Annotated in this window: 19 protein-coding genes; 9 read left to right on the top strand and 10 right to left on the bottom strand. The window is 52.3% G+C overall.

Features of this window, described 5'->3' with window-relative positions; translation table 11 throughout:
- Window positions 1–55: 55 nt before the first annotated feature.
- Both BLQ82_RS26710 and BLQ82_RS26705 read left to right on the top strand, forming a co-directional pair.
- Window positions 56–1,261, top strand: coding sequence for an MFS transporter (locus BLQ82_RS26710; protein WP_062525738.1), 1,206 nt, complete (start codon window positions 56–58; stop codon window positions 1,259–1,261).
- A gap of 104 nt (window positions 1,262–1,365) precedes the next feature.
- Complete coding sequence (locus BLQ82_RS26705; RefSeq protein WP_062525739.1) at window positions 1,366–2,208, top strand: aldo/keto reductase; 843 nt, start codon at window positions 1,366–1,368, stop codon at window positions 2,206–2,208.
- Between the two features lie 606 nt (window positions 2,209–2,814).
- Here BLQ82_RS26705 and BLQ82_RS26700 read toward each other — a convergent pair.
- Window positions 2,815–3,744: an AEC family transporter gene (locus BLQ82_RS26700; protein WP_062525742.1), complete on the bottom strand. Its 930-nt coding sequence runs from the start codon at window positions 3,742–3,744 to the stop codon at window positions 2,815–2,817.
- 176 nt (window positions 3,745–3,920) lie between these two features.
- On the opposite strand from BLQ82_RS26700, the gene BLQ82_RS26695 reads away from it, so the two are divergent.
- On the top strand, window positions 3,921–4,259 hold the full coding sequence (locus BLQ82_RS26695; RefSeq protein ID WP_062525744.1) for a winged helix-turn-helix transcriptional regulator: 339 nt from the start codon (window positions 3,921–3,923) through the stop codon (window positions 4,257–4,259).
- Between the two features lie 155 nt (window positions 4,260–4,414).
- Window positions 4,415–5,134, top strand: a complete 720-nt coding sequence (locus BLQ82_RS26690) for an SDR family oxidoreductase (protein ID WP_062525746.1) — start codon at window positions 4,415–4,417, stop codon at window positions 5,132–5,134.
- Between the two features lie 103 nt (window positions 5,135–5,237).
- Here the strand turns inward: BLQ82_RS26690 and greA are convergent, their stop codons facing one another.
- Window positions 5,238–5,717: a transcription elongation factor GreA gene (greA, locus tag BLQ82_RS26685; RefSeq protein ID WP_062525748.1), complete on the bottom strand. Its 480-nt coding sequence runs from the start codon at window positions 5,715–5,717 to the stop codon at window positions 5,238–5,240.
- Between the two features lie 210 nt (window positions 5,718–5,927).
- Between greA and BLQ82_RS26680 the strand changes: the two genes are divergently transcribed.
- Window positions 5,928–7,364 (top strand): FAD-dependent oxidoreductase, encoded by a 1,437-nt coding sequence (locus BLQ82_RS26680; protein WP_082722764.1) that lies wholly within the window; start codon window positions 5,928–5,930, stop codon window positions 7,362–7,364.
- A 152-nt stretch (window positions 7,365–7,516) separates the two neighbouring features.
- Here BLQ82_RS26680 and BLQ82_RS26675 read toward each other — a convergent pair whose 3' ends face one another.
- Window positions 7,517–8,998, bottom strand: coding sequence for an MDR family MFS transporter (locus BLQ82_RS26675; RefSeq protein WP_062525751.1), 1,482 nt, complete (start codon window positions 8,996–8,998; stop codon window positions 7,517–7,519).
- A gap of 225 nt (window positions 8,999–9,223) precedes the next feature.
- On the opposite strand from BLQ82_RS26675, the gene BLQ82_RS26670 reads away from it, so the two are divergent.
- The 3 genes from BLQ82_RS26670 to BLQ82_RS26660 all read left to right on the top strand — a co-directional run bounded on the left by BLQ82_RS26670 (window position 9,224) and on the right by BLQ82_RS26660 (window position 11,703).
- Window positions 9,224–9,706, top strand: a complete 483-nt coding sequence (locus BLQ82_RS26670) for a MarR family winged helix-turn-helix transcriptional regulator (RefSeq protein WP_074648670.1) — start codon at window positions 9,224–9,226, stop codon at window positions 9,704–9,706.
- A 64-nt stretch (window positions 9,707–9,770) separates the two neighbouring features.
- Entirely contained in the window at window positions 9,771–10,940 is a 1,170-nt protein-coding gene (locus BLQ82_RS26665) for an ATP-grasp domain-containing protein (protein WP_062525753.1), read from the top strand.
- A gap of 13 nt (window positions 10,941–10,953) precedes the next feature.
- Window positions 10,954–11,703 (top strand): esterase family protein, encoded by a 750-nt coding sequence (locus tag BLQ82_RS26660; RefSeq protein ID WP_062525754.1) that lies wholly within the window; start codon window positions 10,954–10,956, stop codon window positions 11,701–11,703.
- A gap of 153 nt (window positions 11,704–11,856) precedes the next feature.
- On the opposite strand, the gene BLQ82_RS26655 is transcribed toward BLQ82_RS26660, so the two are convergent.
- Window positions 11,857–12,144, bottom strand: coding sequence for a DUF6509 family protein (locus BLQ82_RS26655; RefSeq protein ID WP_062525756.1), 288 nt, complete (start codon window positions 12,142–12,144; stop codon window positions 11,857–11,859).
- Window positions 12,145–12,273: 129 nt separating this feature from the next.
- Window positions 12,274–12,504, bottom strand: a complete 231-nt coding sequence (locus BLQ82_RS26650) for a hypothetical protein (protein ID WP_143013565.1) — start codon at window positions 12,502–12,504, stop codon at window positions 12,274–12,276.
- Between the two features lie 356 nt (window positions 12,505–12,860).
- On the opposite strand from BLQ82_RS26650, the gene BLQ82_RS31650 reads away from it, so the two are divergent.
- Window positions 12,861–13,646, top strand: coding sequence for a hypothetical protein (locus BLQ82_RS31650; protein WP_143013563.1), 786 nt, complete (start codon window positions 12,861–12,863; stop codon window positions 13,644–13,646).
- 35 nt (window positions 13,647–13,681) lie between these two features.
- Here the strand turns inward: BLQ82_RS31650 and rlmN are convergent, their stop codons facing one another.
- The 5 genes from rlmN to BLQ82_RS26615 form a co-directional block, all read right to left on the bottom strand.
- Window positions 13,682–14,776 (bottom strand): dual-specificity RNA methyltransferase RlmN, encoded by a 1,095-nt coding sequence (gene rlmN / locus BLQ82_RS26635; RefSeq protein ID WP_062525764.1) that lies wholly within the window; start codon window positions 14,774–14,776, stop codon window positions 13,682–13,684.
- 306 nt (window positions 14,777–15,082) lie between these two features.
- A complete protein-coding gene (locus BLQ82_RS26630; protein WP_062525766.1) occupies window positions 15,083–16,456 on the bottom strand; it encodes a polysaccharide deacetylase family protein in 1,374 nt (457 codons plus the stop codon).
- A gap of 5 nt (window positions 16,457–16,461) precedes the next feature.
- Window positions 16,462–17,187 carry a hypothetical protein gene (locus tag BLQ82_RS26625; RefSeq protein ID WP_062525768.1) on the bottom strand — a complete coding sequence of 242 codons (726 nt, stop codon included), beginning with the start codon at window positions 17,185–17,187 and terminating at the stop codon, window positions 16,462–16,464.
- Between the two features lie 180 nt (window positions 17,188–17,367).
- The gene (locus tag BLQ82_RS26620; protein ID WP_341874845.1) at window positions 17,368–17,958 is read right to left on the bottom strand and encodes an acyl-CoA-like ligand-binding transcription factor; all 591 of its coding nucleotides are present in this window, start codon (window positions 17,956–17,958) and stop codon (window positions 17,368–17,370) included.
- An 11-nt stretch (window positions 17,959–17,969) separates the two neighbouring features.
- Window positions 17,970–20,405 carry a PEP/pyruvate-binding domain-containing protein gene (locus BLQ82_RS26615; protein WP_062525770.1) on the bottom strand — a complete coding sequence of 812 codons (2,436 nt, stop codon included), beginning with the start codon at window positions 20,403–20,405 and terminating at the stop codon, window positions 17,970–17,972.
- Window positions 20,406–20,836: the final 431 nt, after the last annotated feature.

The following is a 20,836-nucleotide window of genomic DNA, read 5'->3' as shown; positions in this document are numbered from 1 at the left end:
AATTCATAATAGCACTTACCGGCCGGTGATTACTATAGTGTAGGAGTGAGAAATCATGTCTTTGGATCGAAAAAGAAGTACTCTTGCGCTGCTGGCTCTAGCCATTAGCGCCTTCGCGATTGGAACAACCGAGTTTATCAGTGTCGGGCTGCTGCCCCTGATCTCTGATGACCTGCATATATCCCTGACGACAGCAGGATTAACCGTAACGCTGTATGCGCTTGGCGTCACCTTCGGCGCACCGGTGCTGACCTCGCTGACCACGGCCGTCTCGCGCAAAACCCTGCTGCTGGCGTTAATGCTGCTCTTCATCGCCGGTAACAGCCTGGCGGCCGCTGCGGGCGGGATTTCCATGCTGCTCGTGGCCCGCATCATTTCCGCGCTCGCTCATGGCCTGTTCATGTCCATCGCTTCTACCATCGCCGCGGACCTGGTAACTGAGGACCGGCGGGCAAGCGCCATCTCTATTATGTTCACCGGTCTTACGGTAGCTACTGTGACCGGGGTGCCCCTTGGCACATTTCTCGGGCAGCAGCTTGGCTGGCGGGCTGCTTTTATCGCCATCGCCGCTGTCGGTCTTATCGCACTGATCGCGAACCTGCTCCTGATCCCTTCTGCCCTGCGCAAAGGTACACGGACCCCGCTGCGCGATCAGGTCAAGCTGGTGACGAACGGACGTCTGCTGCTCGCTTTTGCCATTACCGCTCTGGGCTACGGGGGGACCTTTGTTGTGTTCACGTACCTCTCCCCTCTGCTGCATGAGATCAGCGGTTTTCAGGAACAGACGGTTGCTGTGATTCTCCTGGTCTACGGAATAGCCATTGCCATCGGCAACGTCATTGGAGGGAAAGCGGCCAACCGCAAGCCGCTGAACGCTTTGTTCTACATGTTTGCCTTCCAGGCAGTGGTCCTGCTGGTGCTTACCTTTACGGCTCCCTTTAAAGCCGCTGCTCTGATCACCATTTTCTTCATGGGTCTGCTCGCCTTCATGAATGTACCCGGCCTGCAGGTCTACGTAGTGATGCTGGCTGACCGGTTCGCACCCAGTGCGAGAGATGTCGCTTCAGCGGTGAATATAGCTGCCTTTAATGCGGGCATCGCCATCGGTGCCTATCTTGGAGGCCTGGTGACCGATCATCTGGGACTGATCCATACTCCATGGATCGGAGCCATCATGGTACTGGGGGCAGTGATTCTTACCGTCTGGAGCCGGGCGCTCCAAAATAGGGACGGGCGCAAGCTCCCGAGCCAGGCAGCCTGAGCCTTAACAAAGTTGCGGATAAGGATTCGCTTTAGAGGATTTATTTCCGCTCATCTCAGATTCATGCATTTTCATACTATACCCATTCAGGAGGTTTTTTCATTATGGCATTGCATTTACAGGATACGACCCGCTTGCATAGCGGTGTGAATATGCCCTGGTTCGGGCTGGGGGTTTTTCAAGTGGAGGAAGGCGCAGAATTGATACAAGCGGTAAAATCCGCTATTGCCCACGGCTACCGCAGTGTGGATACCGCTGCCATCTATCAGAATGAGCGCGGTGTGGGCCAGGCTGTGGCTGAAGCTCTGGCCGAGAACAAGCTGGACCGCGAAGATCTGTTCATCACCTCCAAGGTGTGGAACGCCGATCTCGGATATGAGGCGACCCTTGCCGCCTATGATGCCAGTCTGGAGAAGCTGGGGCTGGACTATCTGGATTTATACCTGATTCATTGGCCGGTACAGGGCAAATACAAGGAAGCCTGGAGAGCGCTCGAAACCTTGTATAAGTCCGGACGGGTCAAAGCCATCGGAGTCAGCAACTTCCAGATTCATCATCTGGAGGATGTGATGCGGGATGCGGAGATCACACCGATGGTCAATCAGGTGGAACTGCATCCTTACTTGTCCCAGCGGGAGCTGCGCCGCTTCTGCGAAGCGCAGGGTATCCAGATTGAAGCCTGGTCGCCCCTCATGCAGGGACAGCTGCTTGACCAGCCTGTGCTTCAGGAGATTGCCGCCGCACACGGCAAATCGGTTGCTCAAGTAATCCTGCGCTGGGATCTGCAGCATGGAATAGTTACCATCCCCAAATCCACCAAGGAACACCGGATCACCGAGAATGCCTCCGTGTTCGATTTCGAGCTGAGCACCGGGGAAATGGAGCGGATTGACGGGCTTAATCAGGACAAGCGGACCGGCCCCGATCCAGACCATTTTGATTTCTAAGCAAGCACTGATCCGGTGTTTGAATCTTTATAACTGAAATAGACGGCTGCGCCGCCCCCCACGGGACAGTGCAGCCGTCTTGAATTTCAGTCTAGCGTTACCTGGAGAACGACTCCTCATGAACCCTACGGAAGCTCCAAGTCGAAAAAGGTTAACTAATTTGCCCCGGCACCCTGCTCTCCGCAGGTTAAGTGGAAAAAGGTTAACGAATTCAGGTCATTTCGCTATTGGACGGGGAATATACCCCGAACAAATTTACTTTTTCCATTAAAATCTCAGAATTTTCGAATTCCGGGAAAAATAAGCTCCCTTTTTTCACCTGGCGCTTGTGAAGAAGCCGGTGAGCAAGCGCCAGGTGGAATGAGGATAACTAATGGAGCCGGTTTACGCTCTTACCTGTGAATTTACTTTATACTTTTCCCCACTATTCTCTCCTTTCAACAAGCTTTCAAAGCCATTGAAGTAGATGATTTCCGCTTCGCTTCATTTGCCTCGCCTGCAGCTCCCCCGTGCCCCGTGATTCTCCTCTTCCGTTTGCCCCATTCCTTCCCGGTCCCTCCTGTACAGAAAAATCCAAAGGTCCAGCACAAACCGCACGCATTCAGGTCACACGCTGCCTACAATAGAGATCAGGATCGGCAGCACCAGGAAGGACGCGAGTGTTGTCCACAGAATACACCGGGACACAAGCGCAGGTGAGCTGCCGAAGCGTTCAGCCAGCACCACTGAATTGACCGCAACCGGCATGGAAGCCAGAATAAGCAGGACGGCGAACAGCGTACCCGAAATGTTCAGCAGGAACAGCAGCAGCGCAGCGGTCAATGGTGCCAGCAGCAGGCGGACCGACATGCCCGTCCAGAAGGCCAGCTGCACATTGCGTGCAGCCTGTGCGGTCTGCACCCTGACCATCTGCACCCCCAGTATGGCCAACACCACCGGGGAATACGCTCCAGCCACCATTGACACGCCCGAAGCAATCTCCTGCGGCATATGCAGGCCGAGCGCCCGCAGAAGCAGCGCCAGAATCGCTGCGTAGATCGCCGGCAATGCGAACACTGAGCGGACAGCGCTGCCGGCAGAGAACTGGGACCTTGCCGCAAAATACACCCCGATGGTGTTGACAATGACCATCTGGGCAATGACATAGACCGAAGCTTTGTCCAGCCCCAGCTGTCCAAAAGCCAGCAGCACCAGCGGCAGACCGTAATTGACACTGTTGGTGAAAGTGGAGACTAGGGTCAGGCCTGCTGCCTCGGCCGGAGCCAGCTTCAGCACTCTGCCGATCAGCTTCGCCAGCGCCCACAGCACCAGCAGGTTCAGCAGGGAGAAGGCCAGTGTTTTGTACACGTCGTTGAAGGAAATCTCCGCCGTCTCGAGCGTGTCCAGAATAATCGCCGGACTCAGGAAATACAGATACAGCGTTAACAGCGGTTTGGTATCCAGGTTCTTGTACCGTCCCAGCAGCGCCCCCGATATGACCGGAATGGACAACGGCACAATCACCTCGACCAGAGTGGACAATACCTTGTCAATCAATAGCGAGGACTCCTCTATTCTAATGTTACTTTTACTATAAGCCCCACGGATGGACCCGTCTAAGATATGGAAGCAATATGCTTAATAGCAAACGCCTATGAACAACATAACTTCCCAAAGGATAGTATTGTGGTATGATTAGCACAAATTGTGATGATCACAGGAGGTTGACTGAAATGGATATTACGGAGCCCGTCATTCTGACCAAAGGAACCCCCGGCGAAGCCTGTCCCATTGCCAAAACGCTGGATGTCATCGGAACCAAATGGACGTTCCTGATTATCCGTGATCTGCTGATCGAAGGCACCATGCGCTTCAGTGATCTGCTGCGCTCTCTTACAGGCATCAGTCCGAAGACACTCGCCTTGCGGCTGCGTGAGCTTGAGAACCACGGAATTCTTATGCGCACTGTATATCCCGAGGTGCCGCCGCGCGTGGAATACACGCTGACGAAGAAGGGGGAACAGCTGGAGGGCATTTTTATTGAACTCAAGAGATACGGGCTTGCGCTCTGAGTAGTAACGTTAAAAAAAGTTCATACCTGCCAGCTCAGCCCCCGCAAAAAACTTTCTTTCCGGTAACTGTATGTACAGAATGTAACTACTTCCCCAAAGGAAGTATGAGGACTATACTCTCCTCACAAGGCAGTTCATTTTGAGGAGGAATCAACATGTTAACAGGACAGAAAATAGTAATTATCGGCGGCAGCTCGGGCATCGGCCTGGCAACCGCAAAACTCGCCGCCGCGGAAGGAGCCGAAGTGGTTCTTGCCAGCCGTTCGGCACAGAAGCTGGGGCAGGCCAAAGCGGCATTGGGACCTGATGCAAGCGTGGCTACCTATACGCTGGATATTACGTCCGAGGATCAAGTGCGGTCCTTATTCGCAGAGCTGGGAGCCTTCGACCATCTGGTGATCACCGCAGCCGAAACCAGCGGCGGCCCCTTTCTCACCACAGCCTCCAGTGCCGCGCGGCAGCTGATGGACAATAAGTTCTGGGGCCAGTATTATGCGGCCAAATACGCCGCGCCGCACCTGAACCCCCACGGCTCCATCACCTTGTTCTCGGGGGTTGTAGCCTTCAAGACCATGACGGGATCGTCTGTACTGGGCGCAGTGAATGCAGCCGTAGCCAATCTGGGCCAGACCCTGGCTCTGGAACTGGCCCCGCTGCGGGTGAACACCGTATCGCCGGGGATCATCGACACCCCCTCCCGCGCGGGAATGGCCGAAGAAGCCCGCAGTGCTTTTTACAGCGGCGTAGCGGCTAAGCTGCCCGTACAGCGCGTAGGCACAGCCTCCGACGTTGCCGAAGGCGTGCTCTATCTGATCCGTAACGGCTTCGTCACAGGCACAGTACTTCATGTAGAGGGCGGGCACACCCTCATTTGACCTGTCTGTTTGCGGAGAGAAGCTTAACCCAGGCAATTTCCTCAAAAAACCCTGCCTCCTTAACAATACAGGAGGCAGGGTTTGGTTTTGCAGGGACCGCTTTTTACAGCAATTTGATCTCCAGCAGCTCATATTGGATAATACCCATGGGTGCGTTTACGCTGATGATGTCGCCGACTTTTTTGCCGAGCAGCTCTTTGCCCAGCGGACTTTCATACGAAATCTTGTTGTTCAGCACATCAGCCTCAGCCGGTCCGACGACTCTATATTCAATCTTCTCGGAGTACTCCACATCATTTAGAGTGACAATAGAGCCGACACTGACCTTGCTCAGGTCCATACTGCTCTCATCCACAATCTGTGCTTTGGTCAGCATTTTCTCCAGGATCATGATGCGTGTCTCCATAAACGACTGATCTTCCTTCGCCGAATGGTACTCGCTGTTCTCCTTGAGGTCCCCGTAGCTGATCGCCAGCTTAAGCCGGGCCGCAAGCTCCTTGCGCTTCACGGTCTTCAGATCCCTCAGCTCTTCCTCTAACTTGGCTAGTCCCTCTTTTGTCAGAAACACTTCTTCATTCGACATGGTATACAACTCCTACTTTCGCTCGCTTTATTATATATTCTACCCCATAATCGGCTAACATGCGAAGAGAAAGCGCCGCCGCGACAAATTGCCACAAATCCAGCACAGGTAAAATCACCCAAAATCGTATAGAATATTAACAGGTGCTTTTTAATGCTTAAGTAAATGTAAGGTACCCAATCCCACAACAGTCAGGAGTACAAGAAGTCCATGTTCATGCAATCCCGGAAATTCCACCGTATTAAAAGCTGTCTGGCTGCGCTGGTTCTCCTATCGGCAGCAGTCCTGCCTACCACCGCTGCGGCGAAGCCTGCAGCCACCTCCACTGCGCCCGCGGGCTATGATGTCGTTGTCATCGGAAGCGAAATTCAAGGCGCACTGCTCGCCAAGGAAGCCGTCAAGGCCGGCCTGAAAGTGCTGATGCTTGATCCCCGCAGCAAACCGGGCGGCGAATTGATTCAAGGGCAGATGTTCTTTCTCGATGATGTGAATGACAACCAGAAGAGAAGCCTCGTACAGGGCGAGATCAAGAGTCTCTTCAATGGCTACAAAGCCGGAACCATCCGCAAGGCCGCCGATTTCCAAAGGTATTATGACAAGGTCATCCAAGGGATTCCGCTGAAGAGCGGGATTGTTCTGGACCGGGTGGACACAAAGGCGACAAGCAGCGGGAAGACGCTGAATACTCTCACCTATCACGGCAAAGACGGCGTCAAGGTTACGATTCGGTCCCGGTATTGGGTGGAGAACACCGATTACAATGCCCTGAGCGGGCGATTGAGGGAAGCCCGGATTCCCGGAATGGAAACGATCTATAACAGTACAGTGCCCGATTATATGGCGGCAACCTATATGCTTAATTTCAAGAATGTGGACTGGAACCTGCTGCATCAGCGCATTCTGGAGGATTATCCGCTCACCAATGTCCGTAAGAAATATGGCCCCAACACGTATGTGGACTGGCACTTTGCAACAGGGTTCAGCAACATTACCAATAGATACTCCACCAAGGATAAGCAGCTCCGGCTGCGCGGATTAAACGCTTCCTACCAAAAAAACGGCCAGGTAATCATCAACGGCCTGCTGATATATGATGTCAACCCGGCGGACCCTAAATCTGTGGAGTCTGCGGTACGGAAAGGAAAGGCTGAGGCCCCTTACATTCTGAGCTTTTTGCGCAAGAATATCCCCGGGTTCGCCAAAGCCGAACTGAACGGATTCCCCGAGTACCTCTATATCCGTGACTATAACCGCTATGAGACCAAATACGTTCTGGAGTACACGGACTTAATGTCCAGCCGGATGTTCTGGGACAATGTGAGCATTGGCGGGTACTCGATTGATTTGCAGGGAACCCGGGCGATTCCTACCGGAATCGGCTTTGGCAAGCCGGATCGTTACGGGCTGCCGCTGCGTTCCTTTGAGCTGAAATCCTATGACAATGTGCTCGTAACCGGTAAAAATGTCGGCGCCAGCATCAAAGCCTATGGCAGCGCAAGAATCATGCCTACCACTGCCTTAGCAGCTCAGACGATCGGCATCATTCTGGGGCGGGAGCGGAACAAACGGCTGGACGATCTGAATGTGGAAGATTTCCAGAGAATCCGTTCTTATCTAAAAAAGGATTATCAGATCAACCTGCAGTAAGCTGATCACCGTCTATACCAAAAACCGCCCCTTCCGGTCCGTTAAGAACCTGGAGGGGCGGTTTGCTGATGGACATAGAGTCCGGCTGAAGCGGAGACTGCTGCTGGATTAGGACTGCCCGGCTTTTTGTCATCCTGCTTACCGGCAGCGCATTAACTGTTTGCCTCCCGCTTGACAGCCGCTGCGTTCCGTACAGCCGCTTGGGGTTTGGCGGTTCCGGTTCTGAGCAGGAAGGTCAAAGGAACCGCCAGAATCCCGATGACTGTGGCGGTCAGGAACACATCCTGAACCCCCATTGTCATGCCCTGCGCCTTAATCAGCGCCCCAGCCGCAGAAGCTCCGCCGCTAAGCTCCTTCTGATGCGTTAAGGCTCTCGAAGCCAGCAGAGAGCTGAAGATAGCAATCGACAGCGCTCCGGTTGCCTGACGTACCCAGTTGGTGACGGAGGAAGCATGGCCGGTGATCTGCTTCGGCACGGAAGACATTCCTGCATTCGTAACCGGCATAAAGGCCAAGGCAATCCCGATATTGCGGACCGCCATCAGCCATGCGAGCTGAACGTAAGTTGCTGCAAGTGTGATATGGCTAAGCTCCCAGGTTGAGGCGACCAGCAGCAGGATACCGCTAAGGATGAGCCAGAATGGCCCCACCTTGCTGTAGAGCTTGCCGACAACCGGAGACATGACGGCCATGGCGATGGAGCCCGGCAGCAGAATCAGCGCTGTTGTGAGCGGAGTGGACTGCTGGATATCCTGCAGAAAGACCGGAATCAGGAACGTCCCTGAATATAGGGCAACGGTGATAATGCAGTTAATTATCAGACTGTAAGTGAACCGGTTTTGCCGGAATACCTTCAGATTCAGGAGCGGCTCCTTCAAGGAGAGCTCCCTGCGGACGAAGTACATCAGCGCAATGGCTCCGATGATCAACAACGTCAGTGTTTTCCAGGAGGCCCAGCCCCAGCTATTCCCTTTATTGAAGGCCAGGATAATGAACGCACTGCTGAGAATAACCGTCACAAAACCCGGCAGATCAAAGCTTTTGGTCTCCCCGGCGTTACGCTGGAACGGCAGGCACTTCAGCGCGGCGGCAATCGCTATAATTCCAATCGGGAGATTAATCATGAACAGCGATTTCCAGCCAAAATATCCGGTCAGCCATCCCCCGAGTGTCGGTCCAAGTGCGGGTGCCAGCATGGAGGACAAGCTCCAGAGACTCATTGCGAATGCCTGCTTTTCTTTTTGAATAAATTGATAAATCATGGTCATTGTGGTGGGAATGATCAGTCCGCCGAATACCCCCTGCACAATACGGAAGATCACCAGCGAATGAATGCTCCAGGCGATCATGCATAATCCTGAGAACAGTGTAAAACCGGATAACGCGAACACATAGAGGTACTTATAGCTCCATTTATCACCAAAATAGCCCACCACCGGTGCGATCACGCCTGTAGCGAGCAGGTAGCCGGTAATCATCCACTGGACGGTCCCGATCTCCGCATGAAAATCCTTCATAAACACCGGAAACGCCACGTTAATGGTCGTCGTACTCAGGATCGCCATGAAATTCCCGAAAAAAATAGCTAAAATAATCAGCCAAAACGATGATTTACGAGCCGTTTGATCATTCAATTCATTCTCTCCTCCGTTAAAAACAAGGAAATCTTATCCGCTTCCTCTGTAATTTAGGTGTATAGTACAATTAAATTGTTATATGTGTATTATACAACTACATTTATGAAAGTCAATATGACTTGTTTCATGCCCTTTCATTCCTGGCTGTGATTTTTGCTTGTTGCTCTGCATGTTCACTATAATAATGGAGAAGAGTACTCAGTAAAGGAAGGAAACTATGCCATGGACGATAAAAAAGATGATAAAAACCTGGAGTCTCTTAACAATGAGCTGATGACACTCATCCGCCGGTCCTCTCTGGACAAAAAGCACGGCGGGCTGGACCGCTCGACATATACGCTGCTCTACCATTTGGCTCATCATGAGAAGGTTGGGGTGAAGGCACTGGCCGAAGAGTTCGGCCTCGACACCTCTACGATCAGCAGACAGACCAGTGTGCTTGAAGCCAAAGGCTATGCCGTCCGGGTACCTGATCCGATGGACGGAAGATCCAGCTATTTTGAGATCACCCTGCTTGGCACACGCAAGCTCGAAGAAGCACGGAACATCCGTCTGGAGAGGTATGAAGAGATCTTTGAGGATTGGTCCCCGGAGGACTGCCACGCCTTCAGCGGGCTGCTGGCCAGACTGAACCGTAAACTGGCGCAGCGCAGCGCCGGGGCGAAAGGATTGACGGAAGAGGCTGAAGCTGGTAGATTGAATTAATCATACAATATAAGTCGGAATTACAATGCGGACATATTAAATTTTGCCAAAGGGGCTGGGCAGCATGAACTTTATCTTCTTTTCTCCTCATTTTCCCAGGAACAGCGCGGACTTCTGCAGTCAGCTGCATCAGCAGGGTGCTACAGTGCTCGGGATCGGGGATGCCGAATATGATCAGCTGGAGGACAAGCTGAAGTCGGCATTAACGGAGTATTACAAAGTAAGCAGCTTGGAAAATTACGACGAGATCCTGCGGGCTGTAGGCTACTTTACCCATCAATACGGCAAAATTGACCGCTTCGAATCCTTGAATGAATATTGGCTGGAGCAGGACGCTGCGATCCGTACGGATTTCAACATTTACGGCACCAAGACGGATTTTGTCTATAACCTCAAGCAGAAATCCAAGATGAAAGAGTTTTTCCGTAAAAGCGGAGTAGACACTGTGCAGTTCTCCACCGGCACTACCCGGGACAGCGTCCAGGATTTCATCCGCAGTGCCGGTTTTCCGCTGGTGGTCAAGCCCGACCTTGGTTCCGGGGCCAGCATGACCTACAAGATCAATAGTGAAGCTGAGCTGCAGCAGTTTTTTGACACCAAACCGGATGATGTTGCCTTTATTATTGAGGAGTTCATTGACGGCGTCATTCTGACCTATGACGGACTGGTCGATATTGAGGGCAACGTGGTGTTCGCGGTCAGCCATCTGTTCGAAAACAGCGTGATGGACGTTGTCAATACGGACAACCACCTGTACTATTTCTGTCTTAAGGATGTCAGTCCTGAGGTGGAGCTGGCTGGAAAGAACATTCTGAAGGCTTTTGATATCAAAGAGCGCTTCTTCCATATCGAATTGTTCAAGTCCAATAAGGATGGGCGGATTATTGCCCTTGAAGTTAATATGCGTCCACCCGGTGCTTGGATGACCGATGCGATCAACTTTTCCTATGATGTGGATGTATACAGGGAGTGGGCACGCATGGTTGTGCACAATGAAGCCGGCGGCCCCTTTGAAGGCAAATATTATACCGGCTATGCCAGCCGCAAGCAGCATAAGCATTATTCCCACAGTCACGAGGATATTTACCGGACGTATGGGGACAAGATCGTCAATTATGCCGGGATTGAAGAAGTGTTCAGCCGGGCCATGGGGAACAGCGCCTATCAATTCCGTTCTGCCAGTCTGGAGGACGTCAGGGACATCGTGAATTATATTCAACAAGAAGAGGGATAGGATGTGTTGACGGATGAGGATAAGCTACCATAAAGAATACAGCCGCCACCTTCACAGAGACATGGAATACAAAGTGTACGGCCATGCCGGCAAACCGATGCTGGTCTTTCCAACTTCACTGGGGCGCTTCTACCAGTACGAGGATTCCGGGATGATTCAGACCCTTTCGGAGTTCATCAATGCCGGCAAGCTGCAGATTTGGGCCTGCGACACCCTTGATGAGGAGACCTTTTTCTCCGGACACTGGAACCATGAGGATAAGGTGCAGCGGCATGAGCAGTACGACAAATACATCATGCAGGAGCTGATTCCCGGCATTCTGCGGTCAAGCAAAGAAAACAACGGCGGCAGCGGCCAGAAGATTCTCATTTCGGGCTGCTCCATGGGTGCATACTACAGTGCCAGCTTCTTTTTCCGCCATCCGCATGTATTCGATACCCTGATTGCGCTTAGCGGTGTCTATTCCACCTATTACTTCTTTGGTGATTATATGAGCGAAACGGTCTACCTGAACTCGCCGCTGCATTACCTGCCGAACCTGACCGATGACTATTACCTGAACGCCTACCGCAGCAGCCGGATTATTCTCTGCGCCGGTCAGGGCGCCTATGAAGACGAAATGCTCCATGAGACCCGCTTGCTCCAGGACCTGCTCCAGCGCAAAGCTATCCCGGCACAGATTGATTACTGGGGCCACGATGTGGATCACGACTGGCCATGGTGGAACAAGCAGATTCATTATTATGTGGGCGGGTGCTTGTAGGCAGAGCCTGCTACTAACTTAGTCAATAGACATCCATTCCGCCGCGCCGCTGTCCAATAAACACAAATAGACCGCCCCCTCCCAAAGGTATGCGGTCTATTTGTTCGTTATCCATTTGCGGGCCCCGATGAACCGCCGGGGCCGTGTGCCAGCTTAAGCCGGCAGATGCTCCTTACAGAACAGGACCAACGCTGCCTCTTCATCCTCTTCCATATCAAAATCCAAAATCCGGCCGGTTGTGGTCTCAAGCAGATCGTAGTTGATAATGCTGGTATCCTCATCCTCCACCTTCACGATCACCCGTGCGGATACCCCATTTTCTTCATACAGCTCATCATCCTCCGGCACATCCAGGTTAATGACGAACTCATATCGCTTGCCGCTTAAAATCCCGAATGGATCTCTTACGTTCTCTACGGTGTAGCTTGTAAATGTCAACACTTCGCATTCCTCTTTTCTTCAATCATCTGGTTATTGTATCATACAATCCACGACAGAAGCTTCCACAATTACGCGCGGCTGAATTAATCACTAAGAAAATGACTGCCAGTTCCCCCGGAGCGTACGCCTTCAAAAGCTGACGGTAATACTCGGCCGCCCGCTCAATTCCTCCGCATGAATCCCCCACAGTCGGTCTCCCAACAGCACAGGAGCTACGGTTAACGCCAGCTCTGCAAGCTTTTGCTGCAGCCTCTGCTGACTCTGCTTCCCTATCTCATCCCGCAGATAGCCCAGTTGTTCAAGCTTGCCTATAAACTGCTCAGGCAGCACCATCAGTCTGCCCCTATTCTCTAACCGCATCCATTGTGCCAGCATCCTCATAAGCTTCGGGCATTGCCTATTCTTTTATACCCGGAAAGGAGTTGTCTGTCACTGATCCAAAACAGCTCCAGTATGACTTCCATATACAGAAGCTGGTTTTCACTCTATGTATGACAAAACGGCCGCAAAAAGCGACTGCTTCTTGTTCATCCTCCCCGCTTCAGAAATAGTAGTCCATGTAAAGCAGCATTCTTACTGGCAGGAGGAAGAAAGGCTGCGTAGTGTACATATGCGTAATAGCCGCAGTGACGCCCACTGAGAACTACTTGCCGGCTAATACAAAAGCGGAGCCAGGTGGATGACTTTGCCTGGCTCCGCTCCTTTGTAATTGAAGGGTGGCTCAATCAAAGGTATTTTTACCTTTGATTTCGGCCTTCCGCGCCTTGGCGGCCCATTCAAAGGTATTTTTACCCTTGATTTCAGCCTTCCGCGCCAAGTTGGCCCATTCAAAGGTATTTTTACCTTTGATTTCGGCCTTCCGCGCCAAGTTGGCCCATTCAAAGGTATTTTTACCTTTGATTTCAGCCATCCGCGCCCTGTCGGCTCATTCAAAGGTATTTTTACCTTTGATTTCAGCCATCTGCGCCTTGGCGACCCATTCAAAGGTATTTTTACCTTTGATTTTGGCGATCGGCGCCTTGCTGGCTCAATCAAAGGTATTTTTACCTTTGATTTCGGCCTTCCGCGCCTTGGCGGCCCATTCAAAGGTATTTTTACCTTTGTTTCCCGCCATCCGCACCTTGTTGGCTCAATCAAAGGTATTTTTACCTTTGTTTCCCGCCATCCGCACCTTGTTGGCTCATTCAAAGGTATTTTTACCTTTGATTTCAGCCATCCGCGCCTTGGCGGCCCATTCAAAGGTATTTTTACCCTTGATTTCAGCCATCCCGCCAAGAGGGACAAGTCCGGCGGATTTATCAGTATTTCTGCCGTTGCCTCCCTCCCACTCCGTCGCGGGGGCAGATTTATCGGCTTTCTGCCGTTGTCTCCCTCCCACTCCGTCGCGGGGGTGGATTTATCGGCATTTCTGCCGTTGTTCCTCCCCATTCCCGTCACCGCACGGAGCTATCAGCATTTCCGCCTTCCTGCGGCCCACTACCGGCTCTCTGCGCGCAGCGTAGGTTTACCCGCCCGCCACCGGCTCTCCGCGCGGGGCTTACCCGGCAGCCACGCCGCTCGGGCTAGCGCCGCCTTTGGCCTTTTGGATCTGCTTGCTGCGCAGCTGGCCGCAGGCGGCGTCGATATCGACGCCGTGCTCCAGGCGGGTGCTTACGCTGACGCCCTGCTTTTTGAGCGTATCGAAGAAGGCCCGCACGGACTCGCGCTCGCTCCGCTGGTATTGGCTGTGCTCATCCACCGGATTGTACGGGATCAGGTTCACGTTGGCCATCTGCCGCCGGTCCCCGATCAGCTCGGCCAGCTCCAGGGCATGCTCCTGGCGGTCATTGATATCCTTGAGCAGAATGTACTCCAGGGTAATTCTCCGGTTCGTCTTCTCCAGATAGTAATCGATAGCGGGCATTAACTTCTCTATAGGAATAGCGCGGTTGATCTTCATGATCCGTGTCCGCAGCTCATTATTGGGCGCATGTAAAGAAATTGCCAGGTTAACCTGCATATTGGCATCGGCGAATTCTCTGATTTTGTCAGCCAGACCGCTTGTGGACACTGTGATGCCCTTACCGGCAATCGCCAGTCCCTTGTGATCCTTGATGATCGTCAGGAAATTCAGCAGATTCGTAAAGTTATCGAACGGCTCGCCGATCCCCATCACCACCACATGGCTGACCCTTTGACCCAGCCCCAGCCCGTCCAGATGATGCTGAACCTTCATAATCTGCTCGACAATCTCTCCGCTGGAGAGGTCGCGGCTCTTCGCCAGCAGACCGCTTGCACAAAAGCTGCAGCCGATGTTGCAGCCCACCTGTGTTGTCACGCAGACGGACAAACCATATTTCTGCCGCATCAGCACCGTTTCGATCAAATTGCCATCCTTCAGGCGGAACAGAAACTTGATCGTACCGTCAGCCGACTCCTGCTTCACATGCTCATCCATCGTTTGAAAAACAAAATGCTCGGACAGCAGCTGCACCGTCTCGCCGTTCACCTCGGTCATTTCCGCAAAATCCTTCACCCGCTGGCGGTACAGGGATTCCCATATCCGGGATGCGCGGGATTTCTTATGGCCGTGCTCTACGAGCCAGGACGCCAGTTGCTCCAAAGTTAATCCATAAATGGATTGTTTATTCATGATTTATCCTCTTTTCAAAACATTAAAGTTCAATTCATTCTACCTTGCAGAACCCCGTCTAACAACATGCACTTATTGTCTCAAATTTTTTTTATTAAAACAAGAAGAATCCCCTGCTGTCCCCGCTTTACCCACAATTTGTAACACGCTGCAAGCCTCAAGAAGTGCATTGTTCCTATAATGAGAAAATATTCCGTACTACATCCGTCGCTGCCAGCCATTAACTTAGCAGCATTGATCCATGTAAAAAGCGTACCCGCCACTTCGGATACGCTTTATCAACATGAACAGCCGCTGCCCGCCCTATTATCTGAAAATGGCGAATTTCAGCTGTTTGCTTTTAAGATATTTTATAATTGCAGGCAGTGCTTGGACCGTTACTGCTTTTTCATGAAGAAGATAGATGCCCCCGGAGGGATCGGTATGGTAAAAATATTGGGTGATCTGCTCCGCAGTATCCGCCTTCCAGTCTTCAGGATCACGGTTCCAGAGCAGCACCTTCAGCTTCTGTTTCCCGGCTTCAGCAGCCACGGAACCATTGATAGCTCCATAGGGCGGACGAAACACAGTTACCGGCTTTCCGGTATTCTGCTCCAGCACCTGGACTGACCGCAGCAGGTTATTATGGTTCTCTCCGCTGCTGTTTTTCGTCAGGTCGCTGTGATCCCAGGAGTGACTGCCCACCGGCATCCCATGCTCATCGGCATAGCGGACCGCCTGCGGGTAATGCTGGGCGTTCTGGCCGATGAACAAAAAGTTCGCTGCCACTCCATGCGCCAGCAGAATATCGACAATTTCCTGAGTGTACTTGGACGGGCCGTCGTCAAAGGATAAAGCCACATACCCCTTGGCCAGATTATATTCATAGCTGCTTCCGTCCAGCGCCAAAGTTTCAACCAGCGGACTCTGTACCTCTTGTAGCTCTGATTCTGATTCTGCCTCTGGTCCTAGTCCTGCTTCCGCCTCTGGTCCTGGTTCTGATTCTGCAGCTAGCTCTGATCCTGCCTCCCGTTCCGGCTCCTGCACTGGTACGGTTTCCGGCACAGGTACAGCCTCAGCCTCTGCACCTTGAAATGATGCTTGGTGAATCACAGGGACATAGGCTAGAACACTGCTGCGGGCAGAGAGTTCCCGTTCTGTAAAGTTCTCATGGGCTTCAGCACTGTTGAATATGGTACCATCCATCCGCAGGAAGAACAATACGAACAGCAGGCTGAATAGAATACACCTCAGGACAATCGGGCGGGCCAGGCGGAAGGTTCCGGCACTGCGCGTGAGCGGCCCCGTCTGCTGCGGCTCAGGTGAAGGCAGCTCCGCTGGAACCGCGCCTGCTTCAAGCGGCGGAAAGGTTAGCTCCTTCAATTGAAGCAGCTGTGAGACATAAGCTTCAGAACAGGCAAAATACAGTGTCTCGGAGCAGGTACTGTTCATTTTGATAAGAGAGCTGAAATATGTACGGCGAAAGGGGTCCCATTTCGGGTAAAGCGACAACCGTACTCTATGTCCTTGAGAAGAGGCCAGCATATTCATTTGCAGGTATGTAAATTCATCGATGAGGAGAACTTTTCGGGTGAATCCGCCGCTGCGGGTTAGACCTACCTCCAGCTGATAGCTGTCCTGCTTATGTTCAAGCGACAGCAATTCTACGATCAGCGCGGCTTGTTGTTCAAGAAGAGGCATAGATGTTACGTATTCCCGTTTCCGTCTGTGTGATCTCCGCTTGAGGTGTTCCCCCCAAAGGGCACTGTCATCCGTGTGGCGAAATCGTTAATCATGCTGGAGAGGTAGGCTTTCTCCTGCCGGATTGTTTCGTATTTCTGTTTCACATGGGCATTTTCGGTTTCGAGACGTCCGATCTTTTCTTCCAGCTCGTTCATTTTCTTCAGCTTTTCCGAAATGGCATCATTATGCTTCTGGACCAGATTGGCATACTTTTGCCGCTCCAGCTCAATAGTGCTCTTAAGCTCATCCATTTCCGAAGACAGGGTGCCGTACATTTCACGGTGGTCCTCCATCACCTGATCGACCTTCAGATTGCGCTCCACCAGCTTATGTTCGAGCTCCAGAATACTCTTCTCGCGCTCTTCAATGACCTTGTTCAGATTCTTCAGATCCTTGTTCAGCCGCTCCACATGTCCGCTGGTATGGGTCAAACGGTCCTGAAGCTCATGATTAGTCGTCTCTGCATGGGTTCTAGCCTGGATAATTTGCTCCACAGCAAAAATAAGATCCAGTGATTTCTTGTCCAGCTGTGCTTTGCCGGTGGAAATGAGGCTGGACAGGTTCTCGCCCGTTTCATTATTTACCTTTTCTTCAGGCGGGTCTTCCGCCAATTGAACCTTTTGAACCACGCCGGGCCTGGGCTGCTTATCCGCCGCCGCGTCCTTTTTCTTGAAAAAAGGGGTCGCCATCTATGCTATCACCTCATTATATTGTCAAAAAATGTCGAGCCTATACGCATTTATTATAGTTGATTTAGCCTGCCTGTAAGTGAGCCTTTATATCTAAGTTTCTTAAATGTATCCAAAGGCCTATTTTCAAAAAAAAGACATCCTTTTGGATGTCTTCGTCCCCTAACGAAATGCTCCTATTTATAGCGGCAATCCGGCCTCCAGCTTGTTCAGCGCTTCTTCCAGCAGGGCCAGAAAGTCTGCCTCGGGATGCTCTGCATAATACTGCATCACCGATATGTTGACACCGGTGACCGCCCCCGCAAAAGCACGCACCGCCAAATCGTCCCGCTCTCTGCCCGTACGCCTGCAAGTCAATTCGATGATCAGGTCCATCATGCTGACCATATTATTAATCATCGCGGCCCGCAGCTCCGGCACTGACATCACCAGCTCGTTGCGTTCACGCATTGTCGACAATTCCTGTGGCGTCATCTCCTTTGCGCCCGACAGCATCGCATTGCGCAGCGCCATCAGCGGGGTCAGGTGGGCGGGCTGGCTCTCAAAGGAGGCAACCAGCAGCGGATCATAATTATCGATAAGCAGCACATCCTCCTTGGTGGAAAAATAGCGAAAAAAAGTGCTGTAGGAAATTTCCGCCGCTTCTGCGATTTGCTCTACCGTTGTTGCTTTATAGCCATACTGCCGAAAAAGCTGCAGCGCATGCAGCTGAATGCTTGCCATTGTCTTTGCCTTTTTGCGTTCACGCAATCCTGCTTGTGTAGATTTCACAGACAAACCGCTCACTCCCCGATCATTATTCCCGGATTCTTGTCCTCCTCCAGTTTAGCACGATCTCTGCCTGAACCTGAAATAATCTGTATGCTGCCTCCTGCACCATCAACGATGACCCTGTCGCCCGTCTTTAAGCGTACAGAGGCGTCCCCGCACCCTACAACCGCCGGGATGCCAAGCTCTCTGGCTACAATCGCTGCATGGGACAGGGGGGCGCCAATATCGGTGATGATTGCCGCCGCCTTGGGAAAACAAAGCGTCCAGCCCACATTGGTCTTCGCTGCCACCAGAATTTCTCCCGGCAGCAGCTGCTCTCCCTCCGCCGGTGTGGCAAGCACCCGTACTACGCCTTCAACCCGTCCGGCCGCACCGGGAAATCCTCTAAGGACATCCGCAGCCATACTGCGAAGCGCCTGAACGGGAGCTTCGGCATCATAAGCATCCACTCTGCGGTCAGGGTCCTTCGACCAGAGGAACGGATCGAATCTTCCCCGGATCACGGATGGCAGGGGCGGCAAAGCCTGATATTTCGCATAGGTTTCTTTTCGAGCGGCTACATGCTGCAGCATCGGCAGATCGCCTTCGGCCAGCCATTTCAGAATTTCATCCAGGTACAGAAAAAACACCTCTTCCCCAATGCCCGCAAGCTTGCCTGCCTTAAGCGCAAATGCCCGGTTCAACCGGAATACCCTGGTCCATTCCGAGCGGACGGCCTCGCGCACTTTCGGCCCTTCCGCGGCAGACTGTATCCGGCGGCGGAGCTGTTCCGGCTTCATGGATATCTTCTTCTCCGTCCGCCTCCAGGCAGCATCGTAGAGCTGCTGCTGCTGGTTGACAAGATCCTCCACTTGTATTGGCAAATCCCCATATTGCTCAAGCTGTCTGATTAGCCAGAACTCATCTTCTGCAGGCTCAGCAATGGAGAGCTCGAATTCATGCGGCCCGCGATGCCCGTATTTCTGCAGATATTCTTCATGGCTCATCTCATTCTTAAGAATTCTGGAAATGCCCAGGACCGGACCCAAACTCTCCAGTTCTGTGCCTCCGCTAATGCTGGACAGCAGAATTTCCGCATCCCTGCTGCCCAGTTGCTTACTGAGCTTTTTCTTGAATTTTACAAATTTCTGCATGGGGGCACTGGCCCCCTCCAGCGCAGCCCATAATGCCGCTATATTTCTTGGCCACAGCTCACGCTCCCACAGCATCAGCAGCTCCTCCCTGCTCTCGATGTCTTCCAGCCGCGTGCGAATCTGCTTACACCATTCCGGGGTTTCCTTCACAAACTGGGGCAAATTCCGCACAGCCTGCCGGGTGCGCCGGGTACTGTATACGATCCGCGGCAGCAGGGTCCTGATTAATTCCAGCCTCTTATACGGGTACTTTGGCAGGGCGGCTTCCTCCGGGATTGGGCCGAACAAGTCACTCATTTGACGCAGGATCGGCTTCACCTTCAAGCCAAAAGCCGAAAAAACGGAAACAGGCAAGCTGATATTGGAATACACCCGTCCACATATATTGCCGGATAACAAATAGTGGCCCGGGATAACATTATGCTCTTCATCAAGGGCGCGGAGAAACGACCAGCTCAGCGGGGTGAATACGTCCGCAATCGATTCGCCTACATTGGTGTTGGTCCAGAGAAAATCTCCAGTCATAGAATCGTTGCATTCAAAATGGTCGAGGTTCCCTGCGCTCAGAGTGGTAATGGGACGGGCCTGCAGCAAATATACCTTGCCTTGGACAGCCGCCCATTCAATGTCCTGGGGGCAGCCCATCTGACGTTCAATCCTGCAGGCGTAACGGTACAGCCGGGTTGCGATCTTTTTGCATTCGAGCGGCCCCTTATATTTGCCTTTAGGCTGGGACACGGTGAACAGGGCGGCATTTGCTTCCCCGGATACCAGCTGTTCTCCTAAACCGTGCACATAGTTCCCCTGCATCTCCAGGCGGCTGCCCGTGACAGGATCTGCTGTAAACAATACTCCTGACAGCTCGGATGGAATCATCCGCTGAATGACAACGGCCATGGAACGGACCTCATGCTCCCCTTGAATACTGCTGTTGTATACCTGAACTCTTTCTGCAAATTGGGACTGATAGACAGTATCCAGAGCAGCCCAGAGCTGATCATCCGTCTCTACGCCGAGTACAGACTCAAACTCCCCGGCAAAAGAAGCTCCCGCCGCATCCTCACCGAGCCCTGAGGACCGCACGGCAAATGCCGCACCGGGGTGCTTGCTGCGTATAGCCGACAGTTGTGCCAAAATCTCCTCCTGGACTGCTTCCTCCATAACCCCGCCCTGCAGCGCTTCCGGGAACACTACAAAACCTTCAGGCACAGGATAGCCTTGCTGGTACAGCAGGCTTAGCATCGCGCCTTTGCCCCCTGCGTGTTCTCGAAGCTGCGGCGTGATTTCCTGGAAACCGGCAACCTTGCTTGACATACAAAGACCCCCATCCAAAATATGAAACTTAGTATCATATTAAACTTATATATTATTTCATACTATATGTCAATATTTTCAGGCGGAACAAAATCGCCGTTGAATAACAAGCCGGAGCTTACGTAGCAGCGCTTCCCCACCGTTCCGGATACGCATCCTTGTCTGAATAGATTTCAGTTTAGCGTTGCCTGGAGAACCTTTTGAATTCTTCGAAAATTTCAAGTGGAAAAAGGTTAACTAATTCTGCTGGTTTGGCTTCTAACGGAGTAATATCGCCTAATTAATCTCCCTTTTTCCAACTAGCACGGCTCACCTGCTTTTTCACAAGCACCAGTTGAAGAAAAGGCAATAAAATCCGGCTGATTTTCACCCGTTTGAGTGAATTCGCGCATACTTATCCCCAACTTTATGCACATTTTATCCACAATAAA

The sequence above is a fragment of the Paenibacillus jilunlii genome, from assembly GCF_900102965.1.
Taxonomy (GTDB): domain Bacteria; phylum Bacillota; class Bacilli; order Paenibacillales; family Paenibacillaceae; genus Paenibacillus_AQ; species Paenibacillus_AQ jilunlii.
The sequence above is the reverse complement of the archived record's forward strand: the minus strand, read 5'-3'. Positions and strand labels throughout refer to the sequence as shown.